The 13,383-nt window shown below is 65.5% G+C and carries 7 protein-coding genes; 4 read left to right on the top strand and 3 right to left on the bottom strand.

The window, feature by feature from the left end:
- Nucleotides 1-410: 410 nt before the first annotated feature.
- From KBX71_RS13460 to KBX71_RS13450, 3 genes are all read left to right on the top strand, one after another.
- Complete coding sequence (locus KBX71_RS13460) at nucleotides 411-1,751, top strand: hypothetical protein (RefSeq protein WP_210818242.1); 1,341 nt, start codon at nucleotides 411-413, stop codon at nucleotides 1,749-1,751.
- Between the two features lie 41 nt (nucleotides 1,752-1,792).
- Complete coding sequence (locus KBX71_RS13455) at nucleotides 1,793-4,729, top strand: hypothetical protein (protein WP_210818241.1); 2,937 nt, start codon at nucleotides 1,793-1,795, stop codon at nucleotides 4,727-4,729.
- Nucleotides 4,730-5,036: 307 nt separating this feature from the next.
- Nucleotides 5,037-5,540, top strand: coding sequence for a DUF2690 domain-containing protein (locus tag KBX71_RS13450; protein ID WP_210818240.1), 504 nt, complete (start codon nucleotides 5,037-5,039; stop codon nucleotides 5,538-5,540).
- Between the two features lie 61 nt (nucleotides 5,541-5,601).
- Here KBX71_RS13450 and KBX71_RS13445 read toward each other — a convergent pair whose 3' ends face one another.
- From KBX71_RS13445 to KBX71_RS13435, 3 genes are all read right to left on the bottom strand, one after another.
- Nucleotides 5,602-7,113 (bottom strand): glycosyltransferase family 87 protein, encoded by a 1,512-nt coding sequence (locus tag KBX71_RS13445; RefSeq protein WP_210818239.1) that lies wholly within the window; start codon nucleotides 7,111-7,113, stop codon nucleotides 5,602-5,604.
- A 93-nt stretch (nucleotides 7,114-7,206) separates the two neighbouring features.
- Entirely contained in the window at nucleotides 7,207-8,112 is a 906-nt protein-coding gene (locus KBX71_RS13440) for a hypothetical protein (protein WP_210818238.1), read from the bottom strand.
- A gap of 56 nt (nucleotides 8,113-8,168) precedes the next feature.
- The gene (locus tag KBX71_RS13435) at nucleotides 8,169-12,155 is read right to left on the bottom strand and encodes an SGNH/GDSL hydrolase family protein (protein ID WP_247683405.1); all 3,987 of its coding nucleotides are present in this window, start codon (nucleotides 12,153-12,155) and stop codon (nucleotides 8,169-8,171) included.
- A 324-nt stretch (nucleotides 12,156-12,479) separates the two neighbouring features.
- Here KBX71_RS13435 and KBX71_RS13430 point away from each other — a divergent pair, with 324 nt between their 5' ends.
- A complete protein-coding gene (locus KBX71_RS13430) occupies nucleotides 12,480-13,331 on the top strand; it encodes an AfsR/SARP family transcriptional regulator (protein WP_210818237.1) in 852 nt (283 codons plus the stop codon).
- Nucleotides 13,332-13,383: the final 52 nt, after the last annotated feature.

The raw sequence follows: 13,383 nt of genomic DNA, 5'->3' as shown, positions 1-13,383 counted from the left end.
ATCGATCGGGCAGGCCGACTGAGGGTCGTCCTGTCGGCTGCGCAGGCCGACGAGCCCCCTCGGTGAGCTGGCTCGCCCGCGTCTTGCCCCTGCGCAGGCTGTCGTGCCCGGGTTGTGAGCGATTGATGACGCCTCCGGCAAGGCTCGCGCCAATCGGGCCGCAGCATTGACTCGTTCAGGCCATGCGAGCCCGCCGACGAGGCAAGGGGATCGGGTTGAAGGGTTCGACAAGGACAACGGGGTGGCTGGTCACTGCCGGTCTGGCCACGGCGGCACTCGCTCTACAGCCAGTGTCAGCGGGAGCTGCGGGGAGCACCATCCAATCGGGCAGTACCTCGCGGGCAACCACTGAGGTAGGCGCGCACCGTTCGGCCGGCACCCAGGGGGCGACGGCGGCACAACGAGCACGAATGGCTGCGGAGGCACCACTCGCCCGGGCCGCGGCGCGCATTCGCGCTGCAGCGGAGGCGAAACGATCAGGCTTTGCGGGTGTGGCCCTTCGTCAAGGCGTCGTGACGGTGTACTGGAAAGGCAAGATTCCAGCCGACATGCGTCGAGTGCTTGCTCAGGAGGGTGGGCACGTTCCGTTGACGGTCGAGCCCGCCCGCCACTCAGCCGACGAACTGGCTCACGCTGCCAGCAAAGTCCGGGCCAGCACCGACCGGTCGGTGAAGTCTGTCGCTTACACCGTGCGGGGCGATGGCCTCACGGTCACTGTGTCGACCGCTGCCGGGACTCCACCCCGCCTGCCGAGCCTCGATGTACCGGTCGAGGTGCTGCGCGAGCCTGCCCTGCCCGCCAGGAGCGGCAGCGCTGGAAAGGGGAGCAGCACCCCCACCCCTGACGGATTTGCCACCGCTGCGGTCGCCTGGCCCAGCCCCAGCCGCCAGGATGACACGACTCCCGCGTGGGGAGGTGCACACCTCATCAATTCGAACGCGTCCAACAGTAACGGTGGCTGGAGTGTTCGATTGGATAGCGGCGAGGTAGTGGACGCTGACGCGAAATGGCACTGCACCTCCGGAATTCCGGTGTTGGACGAGGCGACAAATACCGAATTGATGGTGGGGCCAGCAAGCTGCGGCACGCCGAGCCAAACCTATGTCGACCCCAGCGGTGATGTGGTGAACGAGACGGCAGGCGCGAATGCGGCTTGGCACAAGCCAAGCCGCGGCGTGACCTTGATCAAGCCGAAGGGCGGTGCGGACCCAGCTATTTACGACGGCACCAGCTGGACGCAGGACGGGTGGCAGATCGACGCCTGGGAATCGCCCATAGCCGGTCAACACGTTTGCGTATCGGGGGCCGAAACCGGTACCTTCTGCGATGTCGAGATGACCGAATTCGTCGGCGGAAACACCGTGTGGATCGAGGATTACAAGGGCGACCTGGTGGAGACCAACGGGGTGTCGGTGATCCGGGCCAGCATCAATGAACCGAACAACGTGGACCCGGACAAACGGTCGTACATCTTGAAGGACGGGAGCCCTTGTAACGGTTTCGACTTCTACGAGGAGTACGACAATCTCGGGTGCCTCGTCACGGCATTCGGCTACGGAGACATGGGTGGTGCTGTCTTCACCATCCCTTCCGAAGGCCCTGGCTCAGGCATTCTCATCAAGGGACTGATCGCACGGATCCATGGTTCTGCCGACGAGAATCCGTTCAATTATGACGTCGTCGGCATCGATAAAATTGCGGCGGCATACCCCAGTATGACCGCGCTCACCGTCGACAACGACCGGCGATGAAGGGGAATGACATGACGGTTGGACCCCTCAGGAGCAGGGTTTTGGCGCGGATCGCGCTGATGACAACAGGCGCTGTGAGCCTGACCCTATTGCAAGTCCCAATGGCACAGGCCCAGCCGGGGGCAGAACCGAAGGTGGCGGCCAGCACGCCGGTCGGAGCGATTCCTGCGGCCGACCGAGACAAACTGCTCGGCAGATCGTGGCATGGTTCCAAGGACCGGGCGTGGACTACGGCGGGGGACGCCGAGGGCCTTCATGTGATGGTGGCTGATGCGGCCGACGGCTACGCCTGGCGTACCGTGGCGACTCTGCGCGAGGCCGGCTTCGACACCGATCGGTGGATCGGCAATGCCTGTGTCACCTCGTCCGGGCGCCGCGTGGTGGTCGTCTACGCACCACGCACCTTCACCAACAAAGCCGAGTTGAGCGGGCGGGGCGGTTTCACGGCTGTCGTCGACCTGCAGAACGGTGCCGTCACCAAATTGCCGGTCACCGGCAGCCTGGCGTATTTCAACCCGGGATGCGGCGAGGGTGAGTCAGCCGCGCTGACCCAGGAAGGCGACGAAGGGCTGCGCGGCACCCAACTGCTGCGGGTCGACGCCGAACGCGGCACGCTGGGATCGAAGGTCAAGGTGAACGGCCAACTCACCTCAGCGGTAACGACGCGAGACGGTTTTGTCGGCGCGCTCAGCGACCGGCTCGCCGAGGTCGGCACCGGAGGCCGGGTCACGATGTTGGCGAAAAGCCGGGGAGTTCCATTCAAGATCCGACCGGATAACGGTGGCGGGCTGACCTTCCTGGAGACGGACGGGACCGCCATGCGAGCTCGTCGGCACAAGGGCGGCAAGGTCACCACGCTGGCCGAGGGTTCGATCGGCACGTTTGGGCTGCAGCGCGGCGCGGCCGGCCGGGTGTTCCTGACGGGTGCTCCGAAAGCGATAAAGACGCTACCTGAGGGGATAAGCCGGCTGAGCGTGCCGGTGACAGCAGAGGTTTCCACAAGCGGCGGGTTGGCCTTCGAGCGGACGATGACGGCAGCGGAGACCCTGCCCGGGGCCACGGCGTCAGCCGGTGTCCCGCCAGCTCTCGAACTAGGGGCTCGGATCGTGGAGACCGGCCGCGAATTCACCTTCCAGGTGACCCCGCGGGCAACACCGCCAGCATCAGACAGCCCGATGCTCGGTGTGCCCCGTCCATCGGCGAAGGCCAGGTCGGCCGAACCTAATGCTGCGGCCGACGACGTGCTCGAGCCGTACACGCCAGAGGACCCAGACCCCTGGTGTTCGGTGCCGCGCAACGACATCGCCACACTCGCCTACCACCCACGCCCACGCCAGATCGAGTGGGCCGTCGACTACGGCATTTTTGGAGCGCTGACCCAAACCCGCCCGGCCAACTATCGGGGCTTCGGCCTGCCGGCCTACTCCCCACAAGGGATGTTCCCACCCCGGGCTCTTGCCGGCGGAGGCCACGTGGCTGCCCAAATCATGCTGGGCATTCTGGCTCAGGAATCGAACCTGTGGCAGGCGTCCCAGACCGAGTCCGGCGAGTACGGAAACCCGCTGATCGGTAACTACTACGGCCGGAAGTACTACGACTCCGACACCAGCGACGACTGGCGGATCCACTGGAACGAGGCCGACTGCGGCTACGGAGTCAGCCAAGTGACCGACGGCATGCGTAAGGCCGGGAAGGAGAAGCCGGGCGAGACCGCCAGACCAGCCACCCATCAGCGAGCAATCGCACTGGACTACGCGGCGAACATTTCGGCGGGTTTGCAAATCCTCCAGGACAAGTGGAATCAGACCTACAGCGCCGGCCTGAGAATCAACAACGCTGACCCGGCCCGGATAGAAAACTGGTTCTTCGCGGCCTGGGCGTACAACAGCGGCTTCTACCCGGACAAGGGCGACGACTCGCCGTGGGGTGTGGGTTGGGGAAACAACCCGATTAACCCGAGGTACGATCCGACGCGACACCCTTTCCTGGACGTACGGGACCCGTTTGATCCCGATGACAACGTGCCGGTATTCAGTGACGCGGCGCATCCGCAGGACTGGCCATACCAGGAGAAGGTCATAGGTTGGGCAGCCCAGTCGATCGACACGGGCGATGACGGGGTTGGCTTCCGGACCGCATACTGGAACGGCGAACCGATCGAGGCGCGGGTGCGGCGCTCACAAGCAAAGCCGAATATCTGGATGTTCTGCGATTCCACGAACGATTGCGATCAGCTTCAGCGGGTGCAACCAAACGAGCCGGGCCTGGAGGGCGAGAAGCCGGGGCCGTGCCTGCACAAGAACAGTGCCGGTCAGTACGATCTCAAGTGCTGGTACCACGAACCGGTCACCTGGAAGGGTGATTGCGAGGAGAGTTGCGGCTACGAGGGCATTCGCTACGACGTGCCAGATAACTATTCTGAGCCGGCAGATGGCACCCACAATCCACCCCAGTGCACGGCCAGTCAATTGCCGTCGAACGCGATCGTCGTCGATTATGTCCGGTCTGGGACCAGCATGCCTCGCTGTAGCGGTGTCGGGCCACGCAATGATGGTTCGTTCAAGTTCGAGTTCGGCACCGGATGGCCGAACGAGTACACTTCCAAGATCGACTTCCATCAGGTCGATACGGGCTTCGGTGGCCACCACTGGTTCACGAGAGCCCGCGGGTCGTACAAGTTCCAAGTGATCGGCACCTGGCGGCCCCCGACGTCGTACTCCGGTTGGACTGGCATCTATGCCTACATCCCCAAGACCGGGGCTCGCGTAAATGACGCGGTGTACGACGTCGCGACGGGTGACGGGCGAGTCCGCCAGGTAAGGGTGGACCAGGACTACCACAAGGGCTCGTGGGTGTGGTTGGGCAACTTCAACCTCCGCTCCGGTGCGAGTGTCAAGCTCGATTCCGTCAAGCCGGCGCCGACCGAGAAGACCCTTGGGTTCGACGCTGTGGCTTTCGTGCCCGGCGGAGGCTCCTGAGGCGCGTGCCGCATCGGGCTGCTGACGATCCTGCAGCCCGATGCGGCACGGGGCGCGTACCCCCGGGCGGTTGATGGTCTGGACCACGTTGTTGCTCGCCCTGCTCGCGGCGGGCGCGGTCACCGCGCTCACCGACCGGGTCCGCGAGTTGACCGCGCAACGGATTCCGGCGTCACCGGGGAGCCGCGATCATCCACCGGTGGCGTGGCGATGTGATGCCCGTTTGATGGCCTCATTGCCTACCGTCACTGGCTCAGCCGGTTCACGTCGGCCCCTCGATCGGTTGACCGTTCGACGAAGGAGACAGATGACAAAGACAGAGGTGTCTCAGCCAGGCCGCCGCCCGTGGCAATCCCGGCTCGTGCTGGTGCTGGCGATGGGCATCGCGATGGTCATGGGGTTCCAAGCCCCGGCGATGGCCGCCACATCGGGGTGTGGCTCGGTCTGTGATGGCAAGGACCCCGACACATACTTCGCGACGGTCGACGGAAAAATCATGAGGTGTAACTACGTCGACGTCATCACCCCGCACAGCGCGACCAACGTCGAGCTGCGGTACAGCCCTTTCTGCCGTACCGCGTGGGCGCGGCAGACCGGCAGCTTTGGCTGGCTCTCTGGCGTGCTGGTCCAGAGCTACAACTCGAACGGGACGCTGCGTCGGACCGTTGACGACACGTCCACCTCGGGAACCTGGTCGGCCATGGTCAACGACAAGGGCCTGACCGCGCGGGCTTGCTTCTACCAGTACGACACCGAGTGGGACTACGAGGCCGGCAACCGCCGCATTCTCTACTGCACGGCACGCTACTGACGCTGGCCGCAAGTCGGCAACCACCGGTGGCCGGAGCGCGACACTCCGGCCACCGTAGTGTCTACCGCGTTTGACCCAGGACCGTCGTCGGCTCGACGGGGACAGCTGGTCGAGGTCGCCAGCGGTCTATCCAGGGGGCGTCTGGTGCGCCGTCCAGGACGCCGCCGTCCGGGTCGTCCGGATAGGTGGCCCGCACCGCGTCCCGCTCGGGGTGCAGGATCTCCTTCACGACGAACACGCAGAGCACCACCACAGTGACCAGCCGCAGCGTCGAGGCCAGCACGAACACGCCCTCCGGGAAGACCGGACGGCTGGTTGCCGCGCCGAGCAACTCCCCGTAGAAGGCGACGAAGTAGCAGACCTCGGCGATCTGCCAGGCCAGGAACGCGCCCCACTTCGGTCGGGCCAGCACCACCAGCGGGAGCAGCCAGAGCACGAACTGCTGCGACCAGACCTTGCTGAAGATGAGGAACGCGGCGACCACCAGGAAGGCGAGCTGAGCCAGCCGCGGTCGGCGCGGCGCCCGCAGCGCCAGCACGGCGACGCCGAGGCAGGCCAGCCCGAACAGCGCGTACGAGATGGTGTTGAGGGTGGGGATGTTGGCGTTGAGCCACTCGAACGGGCCGAGATTGGCGGGGTCGTTGCCGACCTTGCCGTCCAGGTAGCGCCCGATGTACCAGAGCGTGCCCCAGTCGATCGGTCGGGTGGTGTTCAGCTCGAAGAACCGGTCCCAGTTCTCCGGGTACGCCCGCGCGGCCGGCAGGTTCACCAGCACCACCGCCGCGATCGCCGTCCCGATGGCGATGAGCGCCGCACGTATCCGGTCGGCTCGCAGCGCGAGGATGAGGATCGGCCCGAGCAGGAACAACGGCCAGAGCTTCGCCGCGCCGGCGAGCCCGAGCAGCACGCCGGCCGCCGCCGGTCGTTTTCGGGCCCAGGCCAGGAGGCCGAAGGCGGCCAGCCCGATGGCGAGCAGGTCCCAGTTGACGGTGGCGGTGAGCACCAACGCCGGGGCAAGTGCGAACAGCGCCGCGTCCCAGGGCCGCCGGCGGCGCAACGCCAGGATCACCCCCACCGTGGCCACCGCGAGCGCACCCAGCACCAGCGCGTTGAGGTTGTAGAACCACTGGCCCTGGTTGATGCTCGGGTCACCCTCACCGATGGCATGCACCGGCAGGCCCAGCGCGCCCATGAAATACCCGGTCAGCACCGGGTACTCGACCGGGTGGTCGCGGTAGGGCACCTTGCCCTCGTTGAGCCCTTCGGCGTAGTAGAGGGCAAGGACGTCGGTGTAGCAGAACCGGGTGTACTGGACGTTGTTCTGCCAGGCGCCGTTCTGGCAGGGCGATTTCTGCACCCAGTGCAGCGCGAGCGTGAGGCACACCAGCGCCAGCACGATCCGCACGGCGGTCCAGAAGCGACGCTCCCCACCGGCCGGCCGGTACAGCGCGGTCGCGTGGTCGCCCAACGGGCCGCCGATGACGCTGGAGATACCGCGGACGAACCCGTCGGAGCGGGACGGGTGATCAGTGGTGCCGGCGTCGTCGATGCCGGGCGTCGACTGGGTGCTCATGAAGAGGCATCCTGCCGTACTCGCAGTAGCACGTCATGTAGACCGTGCCGCGGAGTCGGGCGGCGGCTCAACGGAATCGATCGTCAGCGGCGGCTACCGGTTGGCAAGCAGAGAGAGCTGACGCGGAGTGACGGCGGTCAGTGTCATGGCTGCTGTCTCCAAATCAGCGGCCGGCACGTCACCGACGGAACTCAACAACACCACCGTCTCGCTCCGGCGAACGAGGTGGACTTCGCCCACCGGTTCGATACGCGTCCAGTGGTCGGGGCCAACTTGTCGACAGCCCGGGGCGGCGGCCAGCACCTGACCGGGTCGACGAGCTGCGACGTCGGCGACGGTCGGACCACAACGATCTGGCGGGGCGAATCCGTCCGGCAGGTCGGTCACCTGCACGCTGATCCAGCTTCGGCCATGGGTCATCGTCACCGACAGAAGCCGCCGGTCTTGGTCGGCACGTGCCTCCGCGATCTGGTAACTCGGGACCTGAGGGATCAACAGCGGAAGCCCGAGCTTCGTGAACGCCTCCTGATCGACGGATCGGTCGGTCTGACGGCGTAGGAGCGGAAACGCAGCGAACGGCGCCAACAGCACCATTGCCAGTCCCACCCGGATGACAGCCGGCATCGCAACGGTGACGACGGCAACACCGGCCGCGAACCCAGCGGCTGCCAGCAGGACCGCCATCCAGACCGGGGGTGGCGTCCAGCCTGGATGTCCCGCCTGCTGCAACAAAGCGGCACCGCCGGTTGCGGTGGCGCCAAGGGCCGCTGCCCAGGTCGGAGATGCCACGCCCACGGCCCGCAGCACCAGCCACACTGCCGCCGTCGTCACCAGCGGTCCAACAAGAAGGATCGGGAAGCCGAAACCGAGACAGGCGCCGATCGTTTCCGACTCACAGTCGGCCACGAAGCGCACCTGCTGCTGCCACAACGCGGTGAGCAAGCCCGCGCCCACACTGCCTGGAAGGGCCGCTGCTGCTGCCCGATATAGCAGGTTCATTGACGGCTCCACGGGGTGCCGGGCCTGGCCGGCGGTCCGACCAGGCCCGCGACGGGTTATTGCCAGGTGTAGTTGTAGAGAGCCATGTAGTCGTTGAGAACCCGCGCGTACGCGAGGTTGCCATCTTTGTTGGGATGGAATGATTCCATACTCAGCAGCTGATGCGGGTCTCCGTCGTCGTTCTCGGTCACGTCGCCAGCCTTCGGACCGTTCAGGTAGTAGTCACTCCCGCAGAACGTGTGCCCCGCAAACATGCCGCGGGCGTCCATTCCATGAACCCGGTTGGCCGCGTCGGAGGGCAGTGCCTCGTTGGCCAGCATGTCGGACATCTCGTTCAGGAAGATCGTCTCATCCCACGAAAAGCCCACCGTGATTCCCGGAAGAACCACTCCCATCTCACAGTTGGGCTCGAAGAGGTGGGGGTATCCCATGACGAAGATCCGTGCCTTCGGCGCTCGTATCCGGACTTGTTTGACCACCTCCTGAAGTGCCTGCTTCACTTCCCCCGTGATGAGCCGCTGTTGGGTCACTCGTAACGGGTCGGCGTCACCCTCCATGCGATAGTCGGCAGCGCTGCAATCGGTGCCAGACGCACAGGAGTTGGCTACCTTGGTGAAGCGAGCGTCGTTTCCGCCGATCGAGAACATCACCGCCGTGGTGTTCCCGTTCAGCGATCCTTGATCAATCTGGCTGATCTCCCCGTACTGCCCCGCGACATCTCGGTCATGCCAGCTGGGCTCGGGCAGCAGATCGGGGCTCAGGACGTTGTGCACGCGGGCCCCACTGCAGGCGACGAACTGCGCGTCGATGGCCGGGTTGAAGGACGCAGCGAGGCTGGCGATGTTGGCGGGCGCTCCGGGAATGACAGCTTGCTGCGACCAGGCGTTCGGGCTGCGCCGGCAGGAGTTCCTTTGGAGTTCGTCATCGTCACCGTACTGGTCGCTGACCCGGGTGTAGTCACCGCTTCCTTCCCCGGAGGAGAACGAGTCGCCGAGCGCGACCACGAAGTGCTGCGGCTTGCGAGGCAGTGGCTGGACCGCCAGGGCATCCCAGGCGACGTCATGGACCCCCACGCCGTCCAGCGTGAAATTGCTCAGTTCCACCTTGGGCGAGCCCGAGCCCGTGAAGTCGAAGACGCCGAGATTGACCCAGCGGTTTGACTCCCACTGGGTGGGGATGATTCGTTGTTCGGTACCCCCGCTGGGCAGATGAATCTCGTATTTCGCCTGCCGCGTGTGTGCACCGGTGTCCGGCATGTGCACCCAGACCCGGGTCCAGGCGTTCGTAGGGTCGATGGTCCACGTACCAGTGGTCTTGTATGTCGGATGCTCGGCCTTCTTGTACGTGTGGCTGAACCAGAAGTGCCCGCCGAACCCGGCCCCAATTTGATGGAGATCGACTTTTCCTGGCGTGACGACGTCACCGCTCGCCTGGGTGTGGGTGGCGAACTTCATCGCGAAGGTGCCGCCCTTGGTGAACGTGGGAGTGCAGCCCTCGGCGCCCAGCGGCACCGTCGTCGAGATGTCGTCGATGATCCGCACACCGGTCGCAGGCAGGCCGGACACCTTGCACGACCCGTCGCCGTTGACCGGGGTGGGGTGGATGTTGTCTCCGGGTTGAGCGTAGGGCCGCGGCTCGACTGAGGTGTACCGGCGGTTCTCCAACCCGCAGTTGATGGCGCAGTCGGTCCACGTCACCGGGCCATGCCACCAGCACATCAAGTCGTCGCGCTGGCAGGCACCGGCCTTTGTTCCGGGGTAGTCGCCGGGAAACTTTGGCGGCAGCGTCTCGTCGCAGTCATTTGTCGCCGGTTCACAGAACGTGTATCGGTCGGCCCGGGCGGTGTCGGGCTGGCGCGCCTGGGCAGTGGCGTACGTCGGCTTGTACGCCTGGGCCTTGTAGTCGTAGCGAACCAGCGAGGTGTATGCGAAGCCCGTCACCCGCTCCGGATACGACCAGTGGTTCGGGTGCTTGGCGTTGTCGTAGCCGACCTGGTCGTCGATGGGCGGATCTGCCTCCGGCACATCCAGAGGCGCAGTCAGGAAACGCTGTCGGTCAGCCGGGTAGTCGGTGTTCGCGGGGTTGTTCGCCCAGCCGACGCCCCACGGAGCGGACGGATTCTGCGGGTTCTGCGCATAGAAGCCCGTGTTGTAGGCCCAGATGGCGAACCACCAATTCTCGATGTACCTCGGATCGCCGTTGTTGGCGATGAGACCGGCGTCGCGGGTCTGGTTCCACTTGTCCTGAAGGATTCGCAGCCCGGCAGAGACGTTGGTTGCGTAGTCGAGGGCCACGGCCTTCTGCTTGTCGTACGTCCACGTCACGCCCGCGATGACTTGGTTCGTGTCGGACTTCTTCATCCCGGACGTCACCTGACCAGCGCCGTAGCCGCAATCGGTGTGGGCCCAGTCAATCTTGTTCAAGTCCGGATTCGCGAGGTCCAGGCCGTAGTAGCCGAGGCTGGTCAACGGATTGCCGGTTGACGCGTCGACAGCGTGGTAGCTGGCCTGCCAGAGGTTCGACTCCTGGGCGAGGATGCCGAGGAAGACCTGGGCAGGGACGTTGCCGCCGCCAGAGAGGGCCAGCGACGGGAACATGCCCTGTGGCGAGTACGCCGCCATCCCGTTGTTGTTCCAGTTCGCGGGTCGCTGAAAGGTGAGCTGGCCGCGTACGGCCAGATCGGCTGCCCACTCCATCTGGGCGACGGTCGGCTGGTACACCTGGAGTGTGGGGTCGTTGCGGGAGACGGCGCAGGACCGGTCCGGGTCGTCAGTGACGTTCGGGTTGCCAGTCGACGCGGCGGCCCGCTTACCCGTCGACCCGACTCCCGCACCCTCTGACCGAGCGCTGGCGCTACTGACCGGCACCTGCGGCTGGACCGTGAACTCCAGCTGCGTGTCGGTCGCGGTTCGGTGCGCGACGATGTCCACCCGGTCGGGTCGACCATTCGAGGGGCGGTTGGTCAGCCGACCGGCTGCCTCACGTCCGGTGGTCGCCTGCAGCACGACCAGTGCGCCAGTACTGGAGACGTCACTGTCGGGCAGCCCCTTCAAGGCTCGCCAGGTTTTGGGCAAACGACCACCAAGCCGCGCTTCCGCCTCAGCGCCGACCGCGAAGATCCGGCCGGCTGTACCGGGGCGCAGCTTGACCTCACCAACCGGTGCTGAACCGTGGGTGGTGACTTTGCCTGCGGCGAAGCGCTTGAACTCGGTCCTGCCTTCTCGAACGACCTGGAACGCTACGCCGTCGCGACCGTCGGCCAGGAGCCGAAACGGCGTTCCATCGTTGGCGGCCAGGGGGGTCAACGCACCCTTGGCGCCAATCTCCACCAGGCTTGCTCCCTTGACGCCGATCAAGCGCTTTCCGATCGGCAGGACCGAGCTGACCTGGCCGCGGGTCCGCGTCGCGCGGACCGCGTCCGTCGGACGGTTGGTGTTCACGGTGCCCAGCCAGGTACGCGCCACGTCGCCCGAACCGGTCGGCTGCTCCAATCGGGAGAGGACGACGTCCTCGCCGGCTCCGCAGCCCGGGTTGTGGTACGCGAGCGAGACTCGCTCGCGTAGCTTCGTCACCGCGCCGGTCTTCAGGTCGACGACCGCCGCGAAGGCTCCCCGCTGCATCAGCATGTCCTTGTTGCTGAAGGCGCGCGGCGCGTAGACCACTACCGCGTGGCGGCCTGACCCGGTGACGCAGGTTTGCCCGACCCACTGATCCGTGTCCAGACCAGGCTCGGCGAGAGTGGCAGCGGTACGCCACCTGTAGGCCTGCGCCTCGTCGGCAACGAGCAAGTGCAAGCCTGTGCTGTCACTGGAGGTGGTTACGGCGCGATCGGACGAGCGTCGCCAGTTTTCGCCAAGGCGCACGTCGGGATCTGGAACCCGGTCGGGATGCGGCGCGCCTTTGCGGTCCGGCGAACCGGCCGAGGGTGTCGGCCCCGGTTGTATCGCGGCGGCCGGTGCCGGGGGTTTCGCTTTCGCCGGCATCGGCGACAGCAGGGTAGAGACAACAAGCAGTGCCCCTACCGTGGTCAAGATGCGTTTCATCGCCACCTCACGCAGTCGGAGAGTTTGCGTGGACGATGGGCTACCGCGTCATCAACCGGTCATCTTCGCGCCACGACTTCAACGACAGCGACTCAGTGGAGGACGGCACTGCGCGGCAGGCCGATCACCAGGGTGACGCTCGGGTCCGGCCGGCCAACGTCACCCTTTGTGGACGGCGGCGACCTAGCTGTGCCTTGCCCTAAAACACCAGGCCACTGAAGTTCACGCGGCCGATCTCCAGCGTCTTGACGGACATCCAGGTATAGCTATGCTGAGCCACGGCGCGCAATCGCCTATGCACAGAGCGCATCACGGGGGCTTCACATGGAATTGTCGTTTTTAGGACCAATAACGATCAGATCGGACATCACGGAACTACCCCTCTCGGGGGATCGGAATCGCAGCCTTCTCGCAGCTCTCCTGCTCGACGCCAATCGTCCAGTGCCGATGGATCGCTTCATTGACGTGCTGTGGGGTGAGCAGCCGCCCCGCACAGCGCGCCAGCAGGTGCAGAATCGGCTCGGCAAGCTCCGATCTCTGCTGGGGCAGACGCGAGCTCCGCAGATCAGTCGCGTCGGCGGCGGCTACGCCCTCGAAGTGGGCGAGCATCAGGTCGATGGGCTCAGGTTCCGAGAGCTCTGCGCGCAAGCCGAGCATGCTCATCAACTCGGGCAACTGGATCGCGCAGCCGGTTACCTCCACACTGCCCTCGGTCTCTGGCGGGGCACAGCCCTGCAGGGCATCGATTCACCCGCGCTGCGCTGCGACGCTGTGCGGTGGGAAGAGTCCCGGCTCAAGGCCATCGAGACGCTGGTCGAGTTGGAGTTCAGTCGTGGCCGGCACGGTGCCATCACGGCCGATCTTCACACCTGGCTCCGGGGCTACCCCTACCACGAGGGCCTGCACTGCCGGCTCGCCGAAGCGCTGCACCTGGGTTCGCGCACGGGCGAGGCAATAATGCTCCTACATCAATTGAAGATGCGACTTGCTGGCGAACTCGGCATCAGCCCGGGTGCTGCCGTGCAAGAAATGCATCTCCGGTTGGTCGGCGCATCGACGGAGCCCGACACGCCCCGGCAATCCAAGCAAGCAGTCGAAGCACTCCGTCGGGCATTGACCGAGACGACACAGTCACTCATGGTGCTAAGCAGCGCCTTGGAACTCCTGAGCAAATAAACTTGGCACACCTCTTCCGGCAGCCTCAACAACGACGCTACAGGTAAGCGAC

The organism is Micromonospora sp. D93, from assembly GCF_018070365.1.
In the GTDB taxonomy this organism is placed as follows: Bacteria; Actinomycetota; Actinomycetes; order Mycobacteriales; family Micromonosporaceae; genus Micromonospora; species Micromonospora ureilytica.
The sequence above is the reverse complement of the archived record's forward strand: the minus strand, read 5'-3'. Positions and strand labels throughout refer to the sequence as shown.